This is a genomic window from Streptomyces ortus (genome assembly GCF_026341275.1).
Lineage (GTDB): Bacteria > Actinomycetota > Actinomycetes > Streptomycetales > Streptomycetaceae > Streptomyces > Streptomyces ortus.
In genome coordinates, this window is the sequence record NZ_JAIFZO010000002.1 from 3,619,811 (window position 1) to 3,641,026 (window position 21,216).

Here is a 21,216-nt window from a genome sequence, read left to right on the forward strand (position 1 = left end):
GTCACGTATGATCGGCTCATGGGTCGATGGGAACCGGGCGCACGCGAACGCCTCGTCATGGCGGCTGTCGATCTGTTCATCGAGCAGGGATACGACGCCACGACGGTCACGCAGATCGCCGAGCGCGCCGGAGTCACCAAGAGCACGTTCTTCCGGCATTTCCCCGACAAGCGCGAGCTGCTGGTCGCCGGGCAGGAGACGCTGAGCGGGCTGCTGACGGAGGGCATCGCCGAGGCACCCGACACGGCCACCCCGCTGGAGGCGGTCGCCGCCGGCCTTGTGCGGGCCTCGGGCGCGATGGGGCCCATGAACCGCGAACTGGCCCCACGGGTGAAGGCCGCCGTCGCCGCCAGCACCGAACTGCAGGAGCGCGACGTTCTCAAGAGCGTCAGCCTCGCGGCCACGATGGCGGCGGCCCTGACCGCCCGGGGCGTCCCCGGCCCAACCGCGGACCTCGCGGGTGAACTGGGCATCCTGGCCTTCAAGCGGGGGTTCGCCGAATGGTCCGAAGGTGAGCGTGGCGCCGAGGACGCACTGGCGGGGTACACCTTGGCGGCACTGGACGAACTGCGGGCGGCGAGCGCGACGCTGGGCTGACGCGCCGGCGGCCTTCACCTACCGACCGGCACGCGCCGACCAGCACTCACCGACCGACCCATGACTACCGCTACGGCCGCTGCGCCGTGCCCGGCATCCCACGGCGCGGCGGAACCGGGCGCTTGAGCCCGAGGCGGTGGCCCGTCCCGGCGAGAGTGTCCCGGAGCTGCTCTCCGCCGGTGAGCCGGTAGGACCGAGGCGACCGGGATGACCGGGACGACCGGTCCCAGGCGTTCCGTGCCGTCGTGAGCGCCCGGCCCCGGTAGGTGCGGAGTTGGCTGCGGGAGAGCCGGGCGCGCTGTCCCCCGCCGGTCATCATGGCGTTGACCGATGCCATCGGGTCGCCCCCGATCGCCCGCGAGGCGACGGCCCCGACCACCAAGGGGACGAGCACGACCGCGAGCGCCGAACCGGTGGTGACAGCGGTGCGGGTGGCGGAACGCAGGGGGCGGGCAGACGGCATGTCCTTGGTCATGAGGACAGTTCAGCACCGTTCGCGCGGCGGGGCATCGGACGGCCTACTCAGTCGACTCGGCCGGCGTACTCAGTCGTAGCGGCGGCCCGGGGGCGTGGGCACCGGGCCGCCGCCGCGTGCGCGGTGACGGCCAGGTGCGGCGGGCGGTGGATCAGGAGGTCAGCCGGAAGGACTGGGCCGCCGAACCGGAGCAGGTCTGCTGGGAGAGCTTCGCGCCGTTGGCGGTGGACGATCCGTCGACGGCGAGGCACTTGCCGCTGTGCCGGGCGACGAAGCGGTACTGCCCCGAGGCCACGGACTCCGCACGCCACTGCTGGTTGGCGCCGCCCGTGTAGTCCCACAGATGGACCTTGACGCCGTCCGCGGTCGCGCCGGCGCCACCGTCCACGTCCCAGGACTTGTTGTTGTGCTGGTTGACGACCTGGTAGTAGCCGTCACCGGTGGAGCGGAACTGCCACTTCTCGTTGGCGCCGTCACCGCACGACCACTGCTGGAGCGCCGTGCCGTTGGCGGTACCCCAGTCGGTGGCGTCCAGGCAGGCCCCGCTGTTGGTGTTCGCCACCCGGTACCAGGCAGTGGTGTCGATCGGGCCGGTCGGTTCGCCGCCGCCGGACGGGTTCCACACGAAGGTCGCGACCGCACCGGCCGGCAGGGTGTAGGCCAGCGAGCGGCCGTTGTCGGTGAGGGAGAAGCGCTGCGTGCCGCCGGTGTTCACGACGTAGGCGACGCGGGTGCCGTCCGGATTCTGGAAGGCGACGTTCTGGATGCCGCCTCCCGGGCTGGTGGAGCCGATCCGGGTGGCGCCGACCTTCACGAACTTGCTGATGTGGCCGAGCGAATAATATTCCGCACCCCGGGTGACGTTGCCGTTCGCGATCTCCACCACGCCGTTGCACCGGGTGCCGCACAGGCCCTGGTGCGGGCCGCCGCTCTGGTTGAGGGCGAGGTTCCAGGTCAGTACGGTCTCGCCGCCGTTGCGCATGTTCTGCACGACGAGGTTCTCGGCCTGCCACCGCAGGCTGTCGCCGAAGGTGCCGGCCGGGTTGTCGCTGTCGGTGCCGGAGCACTCCGTGAAGAAGACGCGCTTGCCGGTGGCGTAGACCTGCTGCTGGGCGGTGGGACTGCCGGCGTAGCAGTGGAAGGCGGCGCCGATGACCCGGTTGATCCCGTTCGTACGGGAGAACACGTCGAGCGGGTAGTTCGGGTGGTCCCAGTTGTGGTCGAAGGCGAGGATGTTCGTCGGCAGCCCGGCCGCGGTCAGCCGCTGATCCAGGACGCGGACGAAGTCGGCCTGCTGTGCCGAGCTCATCGACATCGAGGGGTAACTCGTCGGGTTCTCGGGCTCGTTCTGCACCGTGAGGTCGGTGAGGGTGATGCCCTCCTGGCCGTACGCCTTGACCGCCTTGACCAGGTAGTCCGCGAAGTCACCGTAGTGTTCGGTCCGCAGGCTGCCGCCGTTGAGCGAGTTGTTCGTCTTCATCCAGGCGGGCGGCGACCAGGGCGTGCCCATGAAGCGGATGGACGGGTTGACGCCGAGGGCCTGCTTGACGACGGGGATGATCTCCGCTTTGTCGCGGTCGATGGAAAACTGTCCGCGGGTGTCCTCGTAGGAGTACGGACTGTTGGAGGCGTCGAAGTCCGTGCTGGCCAGCGGCTGGCGCAGGTAGGACAGACCGATCCCGTCGCCCGAGGTGGAAAACAGTGAGCGCATCAACTCGCTGCGCCTGTCCGCCGGGAGCCCTTGTATGAGGCGCGCGGACGCTCCGGTGACCGAGGCGCCGGCGCCGGTGTAGCGCTGGCTCCGCTGGTTGCCGTCGATGCGCACGTCGGTGCCCTGCGGCGAGCCGTTGAAGGTGAGGGTGCCGTCGGAGCTGAGCTTGCGGGCACCGTCCCCGGTGGTCACCCAGACCTGGGCGACCGGGTCGGCTGCGTGTGCGGTGCCGCCGCCCGTGAGCCCGAGACCGGCGGCGGCGAGGGCCAGGGTCAGGGCGGCGGCCCCTGCCCGTGCTGAACGGATTCTTCGAAGAGGGAGATGTGACACGGGTGCGGCTCTCCTTCGGTCGGTGACGCGTGGGGGCCCCGGCCGTCCCGCCTCTTGGTGAGGGGGTGGCGAGCCGGACGGGGTGCGAAGGGGTGGTGCGCGCGTGCCGCCGAACCGGCGTGGCGCGGCGGAACGACGGCGCCATGAAAGCACACCTACTAAACACTTAGTAAGTGGTCTGCATCACAAAACGGAACGTGCCGGAAAGATCATTCGGGGGCCGGGCAGCGCGGCGTATGGTGAACGGGTGACTGACCAGTCGGTAGGCCGAGCCGCTCGGGGAGCCCGCGACAGGCCCCGCGTCCCACGCAGCCCCGAAGCCCGACGGCGCCAGCAGGACATCCTGCACATCGCGATGGACACGTTCGCGGCACGCGGCTACAACAACGCCTCCCTGGCGGAGATCGCGGACCGGGCGGGCCTCACCCAGGCCGGCGTCCTGCACTACTTCCGCTCCAAGTCGCTGCTGCTGACCAGCGTGCTCGAACTGCGCGACGACACGGACATCGAGCAACTCGGCACCGAGCGTCCGCGCGGACTGCGGTTCCTGCACCACCTCGTCGAGACCGCCCGGCGCAACGCCGAACGCGAGGGCATCGTCCGGCTCTACGCCGTGCTCTCCGCGGAGTCCGTCACCGACGACCACCCGGCCCAGGAGTACTTCCGCAGCCGTTACGCAGGTCTGCGCGGCTTCGTCGCCGACGCCCTCACGGAGACGTGCCGACTCGGCGACGGCGAGGCGGACGCGGAACGCGCGCGGCACGCGGCCAACGCGGTCATCGCCGTCATGGACGGCCTCCAGATCCAGTGGCTCCTCGACCCGACCGCGGTCGACATGGCGGCGTCGACGGAACTGGTCATCGACGCGGTCCTCGCCGGGGTGACTCCGTAACCGTTCCCGGCACGAAGTCCGACGGCACCGCGAGCCGATCGTTATGATGAGCTGAATCGCTCAAACGAACATTCGGGGTGGAGCACAGTGCGGGAGCCGGTCGATCGCAGGCGTCAGCGCATTCTCGCGGCGGTCCAGGCCCGTGGGGCCGCGCGGGTACGGGACCTCGCCGACGAGTTGCAGGTCTCGGTGGTGACGGTGCGCCGGGACGTGGAGGAGCTGACGCGCGAGGGCATGCTGCGCCGCGGACACGGTGTCGTCCGTTCGACGCTGCCCGCACAGGAGATCCCCGCGAACGACCTGGCCCACGGCGACCGGGTGGCCGTCGTGGTGCCGGAACGCCACTCGTACCTGACCGAGACCCTGCACGGCGCCCGTACAGCGCTGGAGGAGGCGGGGATGCGCATGGCCCTGCACATCGCCCCCCAGGTGGCCGGCGCCGAACGCCCTTTGGTGGAGCGGGCGTTGGCGGACGGCGCCCGCGGTCTGCTGCTCGCGCCCCGCTGGCACACCCTGGCGGCGGAGCTGGCCGACCACGACTGGCTGGCCGCGCTGGAGGTGCCCACGGTGCTGATGGAGCGCAGGCCGCGGCGGGGCAGCGTGGCGCATGCCCTGGACTCGGTGTGCACGGATCACTGGTTCGGCGCGCACCTCGCGGTGGAGCACCTGGTGGGACTGGGCCATCGCCGGATCGTGTTCGCGACGCGCGAGGACAGTCCGACGGCGCGCACCCTGCGGGCCGCCTTCACCGGCATCGCCGGGGCACATCCGCTGCTGGAGGAGTGGGCGTGGGCGCTGATCTCGGAGCAGGCGGGGCGCGAGGGACCGTACACGGCGGAGGAGACGGCGGAGTTGCCGGGTCTGCTGCGCCGGACGCGCGCGACCGCGATCGTGCTGCACAGCGACGTGGACGCGCTGATGGTGGTGCAGCGGCTGGCGGACGACGGGATACGGGTGCCCGAGGACTGTTCGGTCGTGGCGTACGACGACGTGGTGGCGGCGCTGGGCACGTCCCCCCTGACCGCCGTGTCCCCGCCCAAGGCGGAGGTCGGCCGGGCCGCCGCCGAGTTGTTGACGCAGCGTCTGCGGGAGGGCGGACGGGAGCCCGCGCGCCGCGTCGAGCTGCTCCCGCGGCTGATGGTGCGCGGCTCCACCCGGCGGGCCGACGGCCCGGCCGGGATCACCTCCCCCTCACAATGAGCGTTTGAGCGTTTTATTTTCTTCTGATCGCTCTATTGACCGTTTGGGTCGGGAGCGATGAGGATTCCCGTGTCCCGAACAGTCGTGTCCGCAGGGACGTGGACACGCAGGAGCCGCGGGAGGCGCCATGCCCGGACGACCCGATCGTCGTTCCGTGCTCGCCGCGATGGCCGCCGTACCGCTGACAGGAGCCGTAAGCGCCTGCAGCGGAGACAACGGAGCCTCGTCGGCCGGCACGGGACGCACCACACGCATCACCTTCTGGTCCGCACTGCGCGGCAGCCAGGAAGTGGTCGACGCCTTCAACCGCACACACACGAGCGTGCAGGTCGACTTCCAGCAGATCCCGTCCGGCGGGCAGGGCGGCTACGCCAAGCTCAGCAACGCCGCCCGCGCGGGCAACGCGCCCGACATCGCGACCATCGAGTATCCACAGGTGCCGGGGTTCGCCATCGACGGGGTCGCCCGGGACATCACCGATCTCGTCAGTGACTCCCTGCGCCGCAAACTGCTGCCGCAGGCGCTCGCCCAGACCACCTTCGAGAAGCGGGTGTTCAGCGTTCCGCTGGACGTCGAGCCGATGGTGATGCACTACCGCACCGATCTCTTCGACGGATACGGCCTCCAAGTGGCGCGCACCTGGGACGAGTTCGCGGAGCAGGCGCGCACCGTGCGCCGCAAGGCGGCCGGCCGGCGGCTCGTGCTGTTCCCGACGGACGGGATGACCCAGTTCGCCGCCTACGCCTGGCAGGCCGGCGCCCAGTGGTTCGACACCTCGAAGGGCGCCTGGAACGTCTCCCTGGCCGACGCACCCTCCCGGCGCGTCGCCGCGTACTGGCAGCGGCTCATCGACCGGGACGACGTGTTCGTGAACGCCGTCGAGAGCCGCCAGTCCGACGCGCAGATCGGCAACGGACTGGTCCTCACCCGGCTCAGCGGCGCCTGGGACGCGGGCGCGCAGATGAACGCGCGGCCCGGCCAGAAGGGCCTGTGGCGGATCGCCCCGCTCCCCCAGTGGGACACCGGCAGCCCCGCCGTCGGCACGCACGGCGGGTCGACGTTCGCCATCACCAAGGACAGCCGCAGACCCGAGGCGGCGATGGAGTTCATCGAATGGCAGGTCTCCCATCCCGACGCCCTGCGCGCCCGCCTCTCCAGCGGCAACAGCAGTCAGTACCCGGCCGCTCCCGGCCTGGTCGCCGTCGGCCGCAAGGCCTTCGACCGGTCCTACTACGGCGGACAGGACATCTACCGACTGTACGAACAGGAAGCGGAGAAGATCGGCGAGGGCTGGCTGTGGGGACCACGGATGAGCGCCACCCAGCGGGTCATGCAGGACTCCTTCGCCCGTGTCGGCGGCGGCCAGGGCTCGCTGACCGGATCCCTGCGCGCCGCACAGGAGGGCACCATGCCCGACCTCAAGGCCCTGGGCCTGTCCACCACCCAGCGCTCCTCCTAGGAGCCTGTGCCGACGAGAAGGCAGGTGACACCGCATGACCACCACCGCTCAGCCCCGGGTGCCGACCGACGCGTCCCGCGCCGGCGACCCGGCCCGCTCCGCCGCGGACAGGCGCGCCCGCCGCACCGCAGGCCGCCGCCGGTCCGGCGCGGTCGTCGTCCTCATGGGGCCGTTCTTCGTCCTGCTGACGACCGTCTTCCTCATCCCCGTCGGCACGGCCGTCTACCTCAGCTTCTTCAGCGACGACCAGCCGGGGCTCGGCTTCGGCCCCGAGAACACCGTCTTCGTCGGACTGCGCAGTTACGCCGCCGTCCTGACCGACCCCACCTTCCTCGGCGGACTCGGCACGGTCGCGCTCTACTGCCTGATCTACATCCCGCTCATGGTCGTCGGGGCGCTGGCCCTGGCCCTGCTCCTGGACTCCGGGGTGGTGCGGCTGCGCGCCTTCGCGCAACTGGGCCTGTTCCTCCCGCACGCCGTGCCCGGCATCATCGCCGCACTGATCTGGCTGTACCTGTACACCCCGGGCATCAGCCCGATCATCGACCTCTTCGCCCGCGCGGACATCACGATCGACTTCCTCGGCATCCACGCCGTCGTCCCGTCCATCGTGAACATCGCCCTGTGGAGCAACCTCGGCTACAACATGGTGGTCTTCTACGCCGCCCTGCAGGCCGTGCCCCGCGAGGTGATCGAGGCGTCCGTGGTCGACGGCGCCGGACCCGTGCGCGCGGCGCTCCAGGTCAAGACACCGCTGGTACGCGCCTCGATCGTGATGGTGGCGATCTTCACCCTGATCTGGGCGCTGCAGCTCTTCACCGAGCCGATGCTGCTCAGCCAGTCCTCCCCGATGATCAGCTCCCGCTTCTCACCGAGCATGTACATCTACGACGCGGCCTTCACCCGCAACAACTACAGCCTGGCGGCGGCCGCCTCGGTGGTCCTGCTGGTGTGCACGATCGCGCTGTCCTACGGCGTCACCCGCTTCACCAGCCGTGCCGACGCCGAGGAGGCCCGATGAGCACCACCGACAGTTCCCTGCTGCGCCCTCGTCTGCTGGGGCGGGCCACGGTCAACGTGGTCGTGGCGGTCTCCGTCCTCTACACCCTGCTGCCCGTCCTGTGGCTGGTGCTGGCCGCCGCGAAGGACCGGGACGCCCTGTTCAGCAGCGACCTGCTCTCCACGAGCGGCTTCTCCCCCGTACGCAACCTGCAGGACCTGTTCGCCATGGACGGCGGGCTGTACGGCCGCTGGTACCTCAACAGCCTGCTGTACGCGGTCCTCGGCGCCGCGGTCGGCGCGCTGCTGAGCGTGGCCTGCGGGTACGCCTTCGACAAGTACCGCTTCCCGCACAAGGAGAAGCTGTTCGGTCTGGTCCTCGCGGCGGTCATGGTGCCGCAGACGGTCCTCGCGCTCCCCCTGTATCTGATGGCCTCCGAGGCCGGGCTCGTCAACACCTTCTGGGCCGTGTTCATCCCGGTGCTGTTCAACCCGTTCGGCGTCTATCTCGGCCGTATCTTCAGCCGGGGTTACGTGCCCGACGAGGTGCTGGAGGCCGCGCGGGTGGACGGGGCGGGAGAACTCACCACGTACGTCCGGGTCAGCCTGCGGATGCTCGGCCCCGGCCTGATCACCGTCTTCCTCTTCCAGCTGACGGCGATCTGGAACAACTTCTTCCTGCCCATGGTGATGCTGTCCGACCAGGACCTGTATCCGGTCAGCCTCGGCCTGTACCAGTGGAACAGCTCGGCGTCCGTGTCGCCCGAGTACTACTCCGTGGTGATCATGGGATCGTTGCTCGCCGTACTGCCCCTCGTCCTCGCCTTCGTCCTGCTCCAGCGGTTCTGGCGCAGCGGCCTGACCGCCGGAGCCGTCAAGTGACCTCGCACGCTCCCTGTACGCAAGGCCCCGGCCCCGGCTTCCGGCCCCGCGCCGCCCTGGCCATGTCCCAGGACGCCGCCGCGGCCGTCCTCGACAGCGTGTCGCTGGACGCGTTGCGCGAGATCTGCGACCTCGCCCCTCTCCCCGCCCTGGACGACCTGTCGACACCGCGGGCGAAGGCGGTGCTGGCCGAGGCCGATCTGCTGATCACCGGCTGGGGCTGCCCGGTCCTGGACGAGGAGGTACTGCGTGCCGCGCCGCGGCTGCGTGCCGTGGTGCATACGGCGGGCAGCGTGCGCGGCCATGTCACGGACGCGTGCTGGGAGCGCGGGATCGAGGTGTCCTCGGCCGCCGCGGCGAACGCCCTGCCGGTCGCCGAGTACACGCTCGCCATGATCCTCCTCGCGGGCAAGCAGGTCCTGGAGCGCGCCCGCGACTTCAGGGCGTCGCGGAGGCGCGACGAGTGGCTGCGCACCCCGGACACCGTCGGCAACTACCGCAGCACCGTCGGCATCCTCTCCGCGTCGCTGATCGGCCGCAGGGTGATCGAGCTGCTGCGTCCGCACGACATCGGGGTCCTGCTCCACGACCCGTACGTGAGTGACGCGGACGCGGCCGAACTCGGCGTGGAGCGCGTGGAGTTGGCGGATCTTTTCGCCCGCTGCGACACCGTCAGCGTGCACACCCCGCTGCTGCCCACCACCCGGGGCCTCGTCAGTCGCGCCCTGCTCGACTCGATGCCGGCCGGAGCCATGCTCATCAACACCTCCCGGGGCGCCGTCGTCGACCAGGACGCCCTCACCGACGCCGTCCGGGCGGGCCGGATCCGGGCCGTGCTGGACGTCACCGACCCCGAGGTGCTGCCGCCGGACCACCCCTTGTGGGACTGCGAGAACGCGCTGATCACCCCTCACCTGGCAGGTTCCCAGGGCAACGAGTGGCGACGGCTGGCCGACCTCGCGCTCGCCGAGACCGCTCGCTGGGCGTCCGGCACCGGCTTCCTCCATCCCGTACGACGCGAAAGGCTGGCGTTCCTGGCATGAGCATCCGCATCCCCTTCGAACTCCCCCCTGAGGACCGTGCGTCGAGCCCGTACACCGGCTACACCCGTGCCCACTGGGAGGCCGTCGCGGACGGTCTGCTGGCAGCCGCGTGGCGCTGGAGCACGCCGGGCCGGGCCCTGCTCGACCTGCCGGGACGGCCCTCCCGATCGGGGGTGCGCTCCGACGGTCTGGAGGGCTTCGCCCGGACGTTCCTCGCGGCCGGATTCCGGGTCGCGGGCGCCGGTGGCGAGGACCCGCACGGCTGGGTAGGGCGCTACGCCGAGGGCCTGGCCTCGGGCACCCGGTCCCCGGGCCGCGACGACACCGAGTCCTGGCCGCTGATCCTCGACCACGACGTCCAGGGCCAGCCCATGGTCGAGTCGGCGTCGGTCGCCCTCGGTCTGCGGCTGACGGCGCCCTGGCTGTGGAAGCATCTCGACGCGGGGGTCCAGGACCGGGTCGAGGAGTGGCTGCGCGGATCGCTGCGGCACGTGCCCGCGCCGAACAACTGGTACCTCTTCCCCTACACGGTCGCCGGTTTCCTGGAGTCGGTGGGCCGCGGCGACGCCGGGACGGCGGCCGTACGGCAGCGGGCGCTGGAGCTGATGGAGGGCTGGTACCGGGGCGAGGGCTGGTACGCCGACGGGGACGGACGCGCCTTCGACCACTACAACGGCTGGGCACTGCACTTGTACCCGGTGCTCGACGCCCACCTCGGCGGCGACGCGGCGCAGCTCGACCGGTACGGCGACCGGCTGCGCGAGCACCTGGCGGGCTTCGGGCTCATGTTCGGCGCGGACGGGGCGCCGATGCACTTCGGCCGGTCGCTCGCCTACCGCTTCGCCGCGTCCGCCGCCGTCGGCCTGGGTTCCCTGACCGGCCACACACCGCTGACGCCCGGCACCTCACGCCGTCTGGTCAGCGGCAGCCTGCGGCACTTCCTCGACCGCGGGGCGCTGACGGACGACGGTCTGCTGAGCCTCGGCTGGTACGGGCCCAACGACGCCACCCTGCAGACGTACTCCGGCCCCGCCTCGCCCTACTGGGCGTCGAAGGCGTTCGTCTCCCTCCTCGCACCCGCCGGCCATCCGCTGTGGACGGCGACGGAAGAGGCCGCCCCGGTCGAGGAGGGCGACCGGGTGCTGGCCCTGGCCTCGCCCGGACTGCTCGTACAGGCGACGCGCGAGGACGGGATCGTACGGCTGCACAATCACGGCAGTGACCATGTGCGGCCGCACGAGGCCGAGTCGGCCGACGGGGTCGATCCGCACTACGGGCGGCAGGCCTACTCGACCCGGACCGGGCCGACCGCCACCGGGAACATCGCGGACAACCATCTGTCGGTCGAGGTCGGCGGCCGGCGCAGTGTGCGGCGCCGGATCCATCCGCTCGGCACGGGACACGGCGACGGCTGGGGCTGGGCGGCGTCGTGGCACCGGCCCGTCTTCGTGGGCGGCCCCCCGATGGTTCCGGGGCTGCGGGTGGAGAGTGTGACGGTGGTGCGGGGGCCTTACGAACTGCGGGTGCACCGGGTGGTGGGCGCGCCGGCCGGTGCGCGTCTCACGCACACGGGGTGGGCGACCGGGCCGCTGGAGCCGCTGGTCTCGGCGCTGCACGGTCTGCACGGCTGGAGCCCCGAGCCGGAGACGGTACGGGCGCCGCAGGGCACCGCATACGTGCCGTGGGCCGAGCTGCCCCGTCTGGTCGGGGAGGCGGGCGGGACCTCCGTGCACGTGAGCCTGGCCGCCCTCACCGGCGCGCCGGGCCCCGGTCCGCTCGCGGAGGCCGTCACACGCGTGGTGGCCGACACCGACGGTGTCGAGGTGGTGTGGGCGGAGGACGGCGCGTGCACGCGGGTGTCGTTCGACCCGGTCCGGGTGACGCACGGGAGGAGTTGAGCCTCCGTGTGAGCCGTCCGGTGCTTCCGTGCGCCGGGGCAGGTGGCCGGATTCCCACCGCCCTCGGGGGCATGAGGCCGCACGCTGGGTATTCCTCTCCCCAACGATGGCTTCTGCGGCGTTGGGGGGACTGGCACTGTGGCACGCCTGTCGTGGACGTCAGGACCGCCCCGCTCGTCCTTCTCCCGCAGGCGGCACACCGTGCGGCGGCTGCGGGACCAGGGACTTTACGGGCCCAGGTTCCGTGACGTCCTGCCCGCCCTCGCCGGGGCGGTCGTGGTCGTGTGCGCGGTCGTCGCCGGACTGGCGGTGGGATACCGCGTGGGCGGGCCGGTCGTGCCGGTCATCGGCGTCTCCTTGCCGGCTCTCGTCATCGCGGTGGAGATCCGGCGCCGCCGCCCGGGCGCACGCCGTCGGCGCGGACGCTACAGCGCGGAAGAGTTACGCGAACTCGACGTGCAGGGGCTGGCGTTGGCGGTCGCGCGGATGTTACGGCGGGACGGCTGGCGGGTCCGGCTGCTGCCGGCGCCGGACCGGCCGCGGCTGTACGCGCGGGACTCGGCGGGCAGGCAGCTCGACGTGGCGTTCCGGCCGGTGGCGGAGCCGCTGCCGGACGAGGCCACCCCCGATCCCCGGAGCCGCCGGGATACGGCGGGGCCGCGTCTCCAACTGGTCGTGCACCGGGGGGTGTTCCGGGAGCGGGATGTCCGGTGGGCGCAGCGCCAGGGGGACACGCGGCTCGTCGACGGCTCCGCGCTCGAACGCTGGGCGGCGGGGGCGGGCCTGAACGACCTGTTCGACAAGGGTCTGTGGGGTTGAGCTCCGCCTGGCATCCCCGCTCCTCCCCATGATGCCCCCTAGTAGGGGGCATCCGCGCAGTTCCCCGCGCCCCTACGAGACGGGGCTGCGCCCCGGTCTCTCATCGCCACGAGTTCGGCCGTGGCGCCCTTCAGGGGCGCGGGGAACTGCGCGACCAGCACCCGACCGACCCGGAGGTGGCATCCCGCACAACTACAGCCGGGCGTGATTCCGCCCTACTCCAGCCCGCGCTTGCCCGGCGCCCAGAACGGCTTGGTGAGTACCGCCCGTCGGTCCCAGCCAGCCTCTCGCACGAGCACCTGCCGCACGTGCTGCACGGTCCGCGCTTCCCCGGCGACGTACGCGATCCCGCCCGCCTCAGGGGCGAGGCGTCGCACCGCGTCCGGGAGCGAAGTGCCGTTCCTGATGATCCAGTCGAGGCGGTCCGAGTACGGCACGGGGAGCCGGTCGGCAGCCGTCTCCGTTTCGATACAGCCGGATATGCGCGCCCCGTCAGGCAGTGCGCCCAGCATCGCGCCGAAGCAGACCGACGCCGTCTCCTCCCCGACGAACACGTGGTGCGCGGCGTCGGGCCGCAGCGTGAACGTCCCTTCCGGCTTGCGCATGCGGACCCGGTCACCGACGGTGACGCCGCTCCCCCACCGTGCTCCGGGGCCACCCCCGGGGTGATCCAGTACGCACAACTCGACGGCGCCCTGCGGGTCGTAGCGCCAGATCGAGTACGTGCGCAGCGTCAGCCCGTCGCCGACCACGACCCTCACCTGCTGTCCGGGACGGACGGTCAGCCCGGACAGCGCCTCGCCCTCAACGCGCAGACGACGGAGTCTGGCGGCGACATGTTCGGTCTCGGTGACCGTGCCCTGAATCGTCAGCAGGTCCAGGAGGGGGGAGAGCAGGGCAGCCATGGGACTCCTCGGAAACTCGTCTATGCGGCAGGGCGCTGAAGGCCAGCATCCAACCGGACGCGATACTATCGCGTTCCATCCAGAACGCGATAGTACTCGTTTTTGTGTGTGCCACGTTCGGCTACACCGGGCACCTTCGGCACCGCGATCAGTAGGCCGACTTCGCGAAGGTGGGGGCCCTGGCGCAAGCGGAGGCGAAAGGGGGAGCCGGGACCCTGCCGGTGACGGCAACGGCCTGTGTGCGCGGGGAGGGCATCGACCCGGCCGGGCCGGTATGGACGGGTGAACCGATCAATCTCGGCAACAGTCCAACTCGCCGCCACCCGGCACCGATTTGCGCTGTAGCCGGCCAGAGTCGGCGTTGGCGCCTCCACCGCTGATCAGAGTTTCCCAAGACCAAGACCAGGACCAGGACCAGGACCAGGGCCAGGACCAGGGCCAGGAACGAGCTGTTCGGCCTCGCCGGGACGGCGCCGAGTTGCGGCGGATGGCCTGCCTCCGCGGGAGCCGCGCTTCTTGTGATGGGATTCCCTGGCCTGCTCTGTCCGGGATGGTGCAGCGGATCCCGCGTTGTCGCGGGTAGGCGCGGTTTCGCGGGAGGTGCAGGCCTTGTCGGCGCGGACTCCGCCAGGGCGGGTCCGCGACCGTCCGGCAGGACGCCCCGACTTCTCACCCTGGGGCAACAACGTTTCCAGGCGGGTCCACTGCACATCCGTCAGATCTCCGGGGCTGGGTCAGTCAGCGGGCTGGGCCGCCTTCCAGGCGCGGTAGTGCCGGTCGGGGGCGTCGGTGAAGGAGGCGTGGCGGGGGCGCCAGCCGAGGAGGCGGTGGGCCTTGGCGCTGGTGACGAGTTCGTCCTGGTCGGCGGCCAGTTGCATCATGCCGCCCGCATCGGCGGTTTCCAGGGTGATCTCGCCGGTGTAGCCGGCGGCGCGCCCGGCGGCGTACTGCATGTCCAGGGCGGTCAGGCGCTGGTCGTCGGCGATCACGAAGACCTCGCCGTCCACGGCAGTGGGGTTGCCGAGGATGCGGACGTAGGCGTCGGCGAGGTCGTCGACGTGGACCCAGCTCCAGCGCTTGGCGGTGTCGCCGTAGAAGACGGGGTTGCCGGCTTCGGCTGCGGCGAACCACTGGCCGGTCATGGAGGTCGTGGCGGGGCCGCCGTACATGAATCCGGGGCGGACCACGGTGTGGGCGAGGCCGCTGTCGGCGAGTTCCTTCTCCAGGGCGAAGCGGAAGCCGAGGGGGCCTTCGGGGTTGCCGGGTGTGTTCTCGTCCATCAGCGGTAGGCCGGTGCGGCCATAGGAGGAGATGCCGGTGGTGAACACCAGGTGTCGGTGGCGCCCGTCGCGTTCCTGGGCGCCGGTGAGTTCGGCGAGCAGGCGCTGGTCGGCGCCGATCGGGTCGCTCATGTCCATCAGGAGGTGCACGACCGCATCCGTGCCGTCCAGGTGGCCGCGCCAGGTGTCGGGCTTGGAGAAGTCGCCCTGTACAGGGGTGACTTCGTTGATCGCGAGGTCGCGGGCGGCCGGGGTGGTGGTGTCGCGGGCCAGGCCCAGGACGGTGTGCCCTGCGCGGGCCAGGGCGGCGCAGACACGGCGGCCGGCGTAGCCGGTGGCGCCGATAACGAGGATCTGCATGGTGGTGCTCCGTTTTCGGTGTGGTGCGGAGTGGCCGCGCGTCAGGCGGCGGAGGAGGAGGTGAAGAAGCGTGCGAGCCGCTCCGCTGTCCAGGCGGGGTTGTCAGCGGCGAAGGTGTGGCCGGCGGCCGGCACGATGTCCGCGCGCACGTCGCGCGCTGCCTGCCGGGCGCCGTCCAGGAGAACGTGCTGTGGCAGTCCGAACTCGCCGTTCAGTACCAGGACGGGCATGCGGAGACGGTTGGCGTTGCGGGCGGCGCGGCCGTCGTCGACGAGGGTGACGTAGTGCTCGAACCCGCCGCGCATCGCGTCGGGCGCGGTGTAGGCGCGCAACAGGTCGGCGCGGTCGGCGTCGGTGAGGCCGCCGCGGCTCATCATCGACCAGAAGCCCGAAAGGTACGCCTCCTCCTTGCCCTCGGTGACCATCGCGGCCAGCTCACTCTGGGCATGGAAGCCGAAGTGCCACGAGCCTCCGGTGGCCGGATTCATGTGCTCCTCCAGGCCGAAGCCGGGCAGGAACGCCTCGCCGAGTACCAGCCGGGACACCTCCTCCGGGTACGCCTGCGCCCAGGCATGGGCGGTCATCGCGCCCACGTCCGTGCCGACCACGAACGTCCGGTCGTGGCCGAGGTGGCGGAGGAGCCGGTGCAGGTCCTCGGCCTCGTCCCGCTTGCTCCAGTGCCCGGCCGGTATGGCGGAGTGTCCGGTACCGCGCAGATCAGGCGCGATCACCGTGAAGCCGTGCCTCACCAGCAACGGCATCACCGTGCGCCACTCGATCCAGCTGAACGGCCATCCGTGAAGGAGGACGATCGCGGGGCCGCCGCTTCCGCCGATCACATAGTGCAGCCGGACATCGCTGTTGACCTGGACGTAGGCATGGACGAACCCGTCAGGTGCAGATGCAGGAGACAGCATGGAACCCCTTCAGAATTTGCTTGCCTAAGCAAGCATTACTCTAGTTGCTTGCCTCGTCAAATAAACTGGCTGAATGGACGCCCACGCCGCCCCGCTGACACCCGACGAACTCCTCCTGTGGCAGAGCCTGGGCCGCTTGGTCCACTCCCTGCCACGCGCGCTGGAAGAAGACATGACCCGTGCAGGCGTCACCATGACCGAGTTCGCCGCCCTGCTCATCCTGAGCGAAGCCCCCGACCACCGCATGCGCATGTCAGCCCTCGCAGGCGCCTCCGGACTCACGCCCTCCCGGATCACGCGCGTCATCGACGGGCTGAGCAAACACGGCCTCGTCCGCAAAGAACGCCACGGCCAGGACGGCCGTGGAAGCGAGGCAGTCCTCACCGAAGCTGGTCTGCGTGCCCTCCGTTCGGCCCAGCCTGCACACCTGGCCAGCGCCCGCAGTCGAGTCCTCGACCAGATTCCCCCGGACCTGCTGGCCCCCCTCGCTCAGACCATCGCGGCTGTCGCAGAAAGCCTGTCGCCGAAACAGAGAGGCGTCTGAAGCTGCGTCACCACGGCCGCCCCTTCCCATCACTCCGCATGCTGACGGTGTGTCCGGGAACGCGGACAGGGCGTCCAAGGTCGTTGTGCGACGAACAACCTGGACGCCCTGATGACCGCACCGTACGTGAAGACCGACGACGGCTGGCCGGGTTCCGCGACACGACGGCCCGCCACGGTCACGCGTACGTTCCGCTCGTCCAGGGCGGCTTCACCGTCGGCAGCGGCGTGGCGGCGATGACGGAGCTGCCGGCCGCCGCCGACCACCGTCCGCCAGCCGGTCGAGGACATGGCGGCGGCGATGGCCCGCCTGCTCGCCGAGCACATCGGGGGCGTACGCACCGAGCCGACCTCGGTCATCTTCGATCCGGAGCTGGTGGTCCGGGAATCGGCGTAGGGCCGGTGCGCTGCTGTGGCGCCCCGCCAGGTCACCGGCGAGGATGTTTTCCGGCAGCCGGCGTTCGGCGGCGGGCAGTTCGACGCTCGGCAGTCGGCAGTCGGCAGTCGCGACCCGAGGAGTGGGTGATGGGTTCACACGCGGCCCCGCACCGTCCGAGGCCCCCTGTGCTGCTGGTGTCCGTGGCGGTCGTGCTGATGGCCGCACTGCTGTGGCTCACCCGTGCCGATGGCGCGCCCGGGAGGACCGACGCCTGCGGTGCCACGGCCGTGCGGCTGCCCCGTGGTGACTGCGGTCCCTTCTGGCAGGTCCTCGCGGAGGACTTCAACGGCGACCGCGTACCGCTCGGTTCGTTCAGTGACTGCGATCACCACGCCGACACCTCCGGCGCCTACTGCGCAGGACTGCGCGGCACGTTCCGCGCCAACTGGTGGGCCTACCCCACCGGCTGGCCCGACACGGCCCGGAGCCGGGGCCGCGAGGTGGTGGGCGTGTACCACCCGGAGGACACCGTGAGCGTGGGTACGGCGCCGAACGGCGACGGACGGATGTTCATCCGGATGTGGCGTCCGGCCGACGGCGGTCCGGTGCACTCCGCGGCAGTGGTGCCTCGCGCGGTGATGGACATGGCCTACGGCAAGTACTCCGCGCGCATCAGGGTGACGAAGGTGGCGCCAGGCTACAAGTCCGCCTGGCTGCATTACGGCGGCGGCTGCGAGATGGACCACCCCGAGGGCGAGTGGACCGGCCCCCTCTCGTCCTTCCACCACCCCTGCGGCGGCGGCGAGCAGGGCTACTTCCCGGGCAGTGACGACTGGACCGACTGGCACACGGTCTCCACGGAATGGACGCCGGGCCATGTCCGGTTCTTCGTCGACGGCCGCGAGACGGGCCATGACACCCGAGGTGTGCCGGACAGCCCGCTGTCATGGGTGATGCAGAACGAGAGCGCCCTGGAAGGGCCCGGGGCGGCGCCCGGCAGCAGCGCGCGGATCGACATCACGTGGGTGGCGGCGTACGCGTACGGATGGAAGTGACCGGCGGGACCCCTCTCCGGGTCACCAAGTAGGTGCGGGCGACGCAGTCGGTGTACCGGCTGCCGTCGCTGTACCGGCTGCCGTCACTGCCCGGCCGTTCGCTCCGCGGACGGGAAACCGCCGGAAACTGGGCTTCTCGGGCGGCGCACCAGGGTGGGCCCCGGGCGGGGCGCGGCGACGTGAAAGGATCCCCCTATGTCTACCAACGTCTTCTTCGACATCACCATTGACGGCGAGGCCGCCGGCCGCATCGTCTTCGACCTGTACGACGACGTCGTCCCCAAGACGGCGCAGAACTTCCGTGAGCTGGCCACCGGCCAGCACGGCTACGGATACGAGGGCTCGGGCTTCCACCGTGTCATCCCGGACTTCATGCTCCAGGGTGGTGACTTCACCCGCGGCGACGGCACGGGCGGCAAGAGCATCTACGGCGCCAAGTTCGACGACGAGAACTTCAAGCTCAAGCACGACAAGCCGTTCCTGCTGTCCATGGCGAACGCCGGCCCGAACAGCAACGGCTCGCAGTTCTTCATCACCACGGTGGTCACCTCGTGGCTGGACGGCAAGCACGTCGTCTTCGGTGAGGTCGTCGAGGGCCAGGACCTCGTGCGGAAGATCGAGTCCCTGGGCTCGCGCTCCGGTACCACCCGCGCGAAGATCGTGATCGCCGCCTCGGGCGCCCTGGAGAAGTAGCGTCCGCGCCCCCCGGGTCGGCGGCGACGCCGACCCGGGGCCCGCGCCCGCCCCCGTCCCCGGGGTTCGCGCAGCCAGGCGGTTCCTTCCCCGACGGTACGAACCGCCGTGCGGGCCGCCCGGCGGCATGGAGGTCGGCGGAGGCCGGGCCGCCGGGCCGTTCTACAGCAGGCGGCGGATGTCGCCGCGGACCCGGTAGAAGCCGCCCGCCGCCGGGTGCAGGGCGTCCACGACGTAGCGGGCTCCGGGCTCTCGTATCGTGCGCGGGAACTGGACGTTCCAGGAGTGGTCGTAGCCCTCCGACACCACGTGGACGCGCAGGCGGCCGGTCGTCTGGACGCATTCGACGACGATCGCTCCGGCGGGAGCCTGGGAGACGCTGGCCAGCGAGGTGGCGGCGGTGGCCGGTGCGTAGGTCGGCAGTGCCGCGGCGAGCTTGACGTCCCGGGCGACCGGCACCGTACCCTGCTGGGCCGCCGTGATGGCCGCCTCGCTCGCGTCCACGCAGACCAGCGAGCCGTCCGTGGTCACCAGGTACAGCCGCTCCTCGCGGTACTGCATCGACAGCGCCGAGCCGCCGCCGGTGCCGAGCTTCCACAGGCGCGTGCCGTCCCGGTCGAAGCAGTACACCGACGAGGAGGCGTCCCCGGCGAAGACGAAGCGTCCGCCGGGCGAGGTGGCGCATGAGTAGACGGCGCTGTCACAGGCATAGGTGGCCTCGACCGTACCCGTCGCCTTCGACAGCCGCTGGACCACGCGGTGCGCGGTTCCCGCGAACACGGCGTCCTGCTCCTGCCAGCCGAACAGGACCCCGCCGCGGGTCGGCGTGTGCCACAACTCGCCGCTGCCGTCCGGCGCGTAGGCGCTCACCCCGCTCTGGTGGCCGTGGTAGACGGCACGGTCGTCGGCGCGGACCATCCAGGCGTGCTCGCCGGAACTGCGCCGGGACCACTGGTGCTCGTCCTCGTGGTCGATGACGGTCAGCCGGCCCTCGCGGTCCGACACGTTCAGGACGCCCTCGTGGATGTCCAGCCAGAAGATGTCGACGTCCGCCGCCACGTCGTACGCCGCGAACGGCAGCTTCGAGGACAGGTCGTAGACCCGGCCGTCGTCGCAGCCCGCGTAGATCCAGAAGTCGTCGGCGACCAGGCACTTCACCCCGTCCGGCAGGCTGAAGCGGGCCAGGACACCGCCGTCGTGGTCCAGGGTGTAGACATCGCCCGCCTGGTTGCCGACCCAGCAGCGGTCGTCGTCGACGTGGATGCCGAACGCCGACGAGCCGGTACGAAAACGCCACAGCACCGGAGCCACGGCCCGCGCGGTGGAGGGGGCCGACGCCACCTGACGCCGCGTCACCGCACGGGGCGCACGCTGTCCGGCGATCGCGGGGGCATATCCCTTGCGGACCTTCTCCCCCACCTTCTTCGCGGCGGCGGCGCGCGCCTTGTCCACCGTGGGGAACGTCGTCGTCTGTGTCTGTCCGGCGGCGCCGATGCGTCCGTACCGCACCGTCACCACCAGGCCGTCCACGGCCACCTCGTAGAACTTGTGCGCGGCGCCGTCCTCCTGCGACAGCTCCAGATACGTCGTCGACGCGGACCCACCAGCCATGACAGTTCCCTCCCCGGAACAGGCCCCGCGGTCTTTCCGGCGGGTCCCACTGCTCACACCGTAGAGGCAGGCACTGACACTCAGGCGATCAGGCCGGTACATCCGGCCGGGCACGGGCACGCCCGTCCTCGGAAGAGGGGCCCGGATCAGCTGTCCTGCTGGTCCGGCGCGTCCGCGTCGAGCTTCGCGAGGTGGCCCTCCCAGCGGCGGCGGCGCTGGTCCGGGGACTGTTCCCACCAGGGTGTGCCCCGTTCCCCCAACGCGGTCTTCGCCTGCTGCACGCGTGCGCGTGCCAGCCGCTCGGCCGCCGCGTCGTCGGCGGTGGTCGCCGAACGGACCGCACGGCGGGCCGCCATGAGATGGCGTCGCAGCCGGGCCGCGACGTCCTCGGGCAGGGAGGGATCCGTGGCCCGCCATTTCCGCCCCTTGATGACGACGTGGTGGCCGTCGGGAGTCTTCCGCGGTCCGTCGTGCGCGTTCATACGGATGATTCTGTCCGTATGCCGGTCAGGTGGCGCGGCAAGGCCGTGGGGCGCCACGGCGACCCCGTCGTCCGTCGCCCGGCGTGGTGACGGCAGGATGGGCTCATGAGCGTAGTCAAGATCAATGTCCTGACCGTCCCGGCCGAGCAGCGGGAACTTCTGGAGAAGCGGTTCGCGTCCCGCGCGGGCGCCGTCGAGAACTCCGACGGCTTCGAGTGGTTCGAACTCCTCCGCCCGACCGAGGGCACCGACAGCTACCTCGTCTACACGCGGTGGCGTGACGAGGAGTCCTTCACCGCGTGGATGGAGGGGAACATGAAGTCGGCCCACCAGGGCGGCGGCGCCGAGGGCGGTGAGCGGCCCAAGCCGGCGGCGAGCGGTTCCACGCTGTGGTCCTTCGAGGTGGTGCAGCAGACCGCACCGTCCGGCGCGTAGTCACCCCCGCCCGCCACAGGCCACTGGGGCAACTGGGGCCAGGGGCCACTGGCGTAAGCCGACCGTCGCCGCGACGATCCCTGACCGCCGCCCGCCGCCCGCCGCCGAGTAAACGTGACGTGTCCCGAAAGGATGAACGTCCTCGCGTCCGGGCGTGTCCTCGCCGTCGGACCAGCACTCTTGCCGGACCAGGGCACTGCCGTTTCACGTGCGGACGGTGGTGCCCCTGGTGTGTGTCGGCGGCGCCGTCC

At 71.1% G+C, this 21,216-nt stretch carries 20 protein-coding genes and 2 pseudogenes; 14 read left to right on the forward strand and 8 right to left on the reverse strand.

Features of this window, described 5'->3' with window-relative positions; genetic code table 11:
- Positions 1-18 precede the first annotated feature (18 nt).
- On the forward strand, positions 19-597 hold the full coding sequence (locus K3769_RS19260) for a TetR/AcrR family transcriptional regulator (RefSeq protein WP_267027643.1): 579 nt from the start codon (positions 19-21) through the stop codon (positions 595-597).
- Positions 598-667: 70 nt separating this feature from the next.
- On the opposite strand, the gene K3769_RS19265 is transcribed toward K3769_RS19260, so the two are convergent.
- Positions 668-1,072, reverse strand: coding sequence for a hypothetical protein (locus K3769_RS19265; protein ID WP_267027644.1), 405 nt, complete (start codon positions 1,070-1,072; stop codon positions 668-670).
- A gap of 151 nt (positions 1,073-1,223) precedes the next feature.
- On the reverse strand, positions 1,224-3,113 hold the full coding sequence (locus K3769_RS19270; protein ID WP_267027645.1) for an RICIN domain-containing protein: 1,890 nt from the start codon (positions 3,111-3,113) through the stop codon (positions 1,224-1,226).
- A gap of 355 nt (positions 3,114-3,468) precedes the next feature.
- On the opposite strand from K3769_RS19270, the gene K3769_RS19275 reads away from it, so the two are divergent.
- The 8 genes from K3769_RS19275 to K3769_RS19310 all read left to right on the forward strand — a co-directional run bounded on the left by K3769_RS19275 (position 3,469) and on the right by K3769_RS19310 (position 12,305).
- Positions 3,469-4,005: a TetR/AcrR family transcriptional regulator gene (locus K3769_RS19275; protein WP_435369372.1), complete on the forward strand. Its 537-nt coding sequence runs from the start codon at positions 3,469-3,471 to the stop codon at positions 4,003-4,005.
- Between the two features lie 87 nt (positions 4,006-4,092).
- A complete protein-coding gene (locus K3769_RS19280; protein ID WP_267027647.1) occupies positions 4,093-5,205 on the forward strand; it encodes a substrate-binding domain-containing protein in 1,113 nt (370 codons plus the stop codon).
- 127 nt (positions 5,206-5,332) lie between these two features.
- The gene (locus K3769_RS19285; RefSeq protein ID WP_267027648.1) at positions 5,333-6,664 is read left to right on the forward strand and encodes an ABC transporter substrate-binding protein; all 1,332 of its coding nucleotides are present in this window, start codon (positions 5,333-5,335) and stop codon (positions 6,662-6,664) included.
- Positions 6,665-6,698: 34 nt separating this feature from the next.
- Positions 6,699-7,685 (forward strand): carbohydrate ABC transporter permease, encoded by a 987-nt coding sequence (locus K3769_RS19290; protein WP_267027649.1) that lies wholly within the window; start codon positions 6,699-6,701, stop codon positions 7,683-7,685.
- Positions 7,682-8,545, forward strand: coding sequence for a carbohydrate ABC transporter permease (locus tag K3769_RS19295; protein WP_267027650.1), 864 nt, complete (start codon positions 7,682-7,684; stop codon positions 8,543-8,545). The genes K3769_RS19290 and K3769_RS19295 overlap by 4 nt, the downstream gene beginning before the upstream one ends.
- Positions 8,546-8,607: 62 nt before the next feature.
- Positions 8,608-9,588 (forward strand): hydroxyacid dehydrogenase, encoded by a 981-nt coding sequence (locus tag K3769_RS19300; protein ID WP_267031441.1) that lies wholly within the window; start codon positions 8,608-8,610, stop codon positions 9,586-9,588.
- 2 nt (positions 9,589-9,590) lie between these two features.
- Entirely contained in the window at positions 9,591-11,486 is a 1,896-nt protein-coding gene (locus K3769_RS19305) for a DUF2264 domain-containing protein (RefSeq protein WP_372515156.1), read from the forward strand.
- A gap of 138 nt (positions 11,487-11,624) precedes the next feature.
- Positions 11,625-12,305: a hypothetical protein gene (locus K3769_RS19310; RefSeq protein ID WP_267027652.1), complete on the forward strand. Its 681-nt coding sequence runs from the start codon at positions 11,625-11,627 to the stop codon at positions 12,303-12,305.
- A gap of 215 nt (positions 12,306-12,520) precedes the next feature.
- Here K3769_RS19310 and K3769_RS19315 read toward each other — a convergent pair whose 3' ends face one another.
- From K3769_RS19315 to K3769_RS19330, 4 genes and pseudogenes are all read right to left on the reverse strand, one after another.
- The gene (locus K3769_RS19315) at positions 12,521-13,210 is read right to left on the reverse strand and encodes a siderophore-interacting protein (RefSeq protein WP_267027653.1); all 690 of its coding nucleotides are present in this window, start codon (positions 13,208-13,210) and stop codon (positions 12,521-12,523) included.
- 488 nt (positions 13,211-13,698) lie between these two features.
- Positions 13,699-13,866, reverse strand: a pseudogene (locus tag K3769_RS19320) (IS5 family transposase); the annotation flags it as partial.
- A gap of 78 nt (positions 13,867-13,944) precedes the next feature.
- Positions 13,945-14,850, reverse strand: coding sequence for an NAD-dependent epimerase/dehydratase family protein (locus tag K3769_RS19325; protein ID WP_267027654.1), 906 nt, complete (start codon positions 14,848-14,850; stop codon positions 13,945-13,947).
- Positions 14,851-14,891: 41 nt separating this feature from the next.
- On the reverse strand, positions 14,892-15,767 hold the full coding sequence (locus tag K3769_RS19330) for an alpha/beta fold hydrolase (RefSeq protein ID WP_267027655.1): 876 nt from the start codon (positions 15,765-15,767) through the stop codon (positions 14,892-14,894).
- A gap of 73 nt (positions 15,768-15,840) precedes the next feature.
- Between K3769_RS19330 and K3769_RS19335 the strand changes: the two genes are divergently transcribed.
- From K3769_RS19335 to K3769_RS19350, 4 genes and pseudogenes are all read left to right on the forward strand, one after another.
- Positions 15,841-16,311 carry a MarR family winged helix-turn-helix transcriptional regulator gene (locus K3769_RS19335; protein ID WP_267027656.1) on the forward strand — a complete coding sequence of 157 codons (471 nt, stop codon included), beginning with the start codon at positions 15,841-15,843 and terminating at the stop codon, positions 16,309-16,311.
- A gap of 122 nt (positions 16,312-16,433) precedes the next feature.
- Positions 16,434-16,707 (forward strand): annotated as a pseudogene (locus tag K3769_RS19340) (substrate-binding domain-containing protein); the annotation flags it as partial.
- A 128-nt stretch (positions 16,708-16,835) separates the two neighbouring features.
- A complete protein-coding gene (locus tag K3769_RS19345) occupies positions 16,836-17,744 on the forward strand; it encodes a glycoside hydrolase family 16 protein (RefSeq protein ID WP_267027657.1) in 909 nt (302 codons plus the stop codon).
- A gap of 195 nt (positions 17,745-17,939) precedes the next feature.
- The gene (locus K3769_RS19350; protein ID WP_267027658.1) at positions 17,940-18,437 is read left to right on the forward strand and encodes a peptidylprolyl isomerase; all 498 of its coding nucleotides are present in this window, start codon (positions 17,940-17,942) and stop codon (positions 18,435-18,437) included.
- Positions 18,438-18,599: 162 nt separating this feature from the next.
- Here the strand turns inward: K3769_RS19350 and K3769_RS19355 are convergent, their stop codons facing one another.
- Both K3769_RS19355 and K3769_RS19360 read right to left on the reverse strand, forming a co-directional pair.
- Complete coding sequence (locus tag K3769_RS19355) at positions 18,600-20,048, reverse strand: WGR domain-containing protein (RefSeq protein WP_267027659.1); 1,449 nt, start codon at positions 20,046-20,048, stop codon at positions 18,600-18,602.
- Between the two features lie 146 nt (positions 20,049-20,194).
- On the reverse strand, positions 20,195-20,530 hold the full coding sequence (locus tag K3769_RS19360; RefSeq protein WP_267027660.1) for a hypothetical protein: 336 nt from the start codon (positions 20,528-20,530) through the stop codon (positions 20,195-20,197).
- A gap of 105 nt (positions 20,531-20,635) precedes the next feature.
- Between K3769_RS19360 and K3769_RS19365 the strand changes: the two genes are divergently transcribed.
- Positions 20,636-20,965 (forward strand): antibiotic biosynthesis monooxygenase family protein, encoded by a 330-nt coding sequence (locus K3769_RS19365; RefSeq protein ID WP_267027661.1) that lies wholly within the window; start codon positions 20,636-20,638, stop codon positions 20,963-20,965.
- The last annotated feature ends 251 nt before the right edge of the window (positions 20,966-21,216 follow it).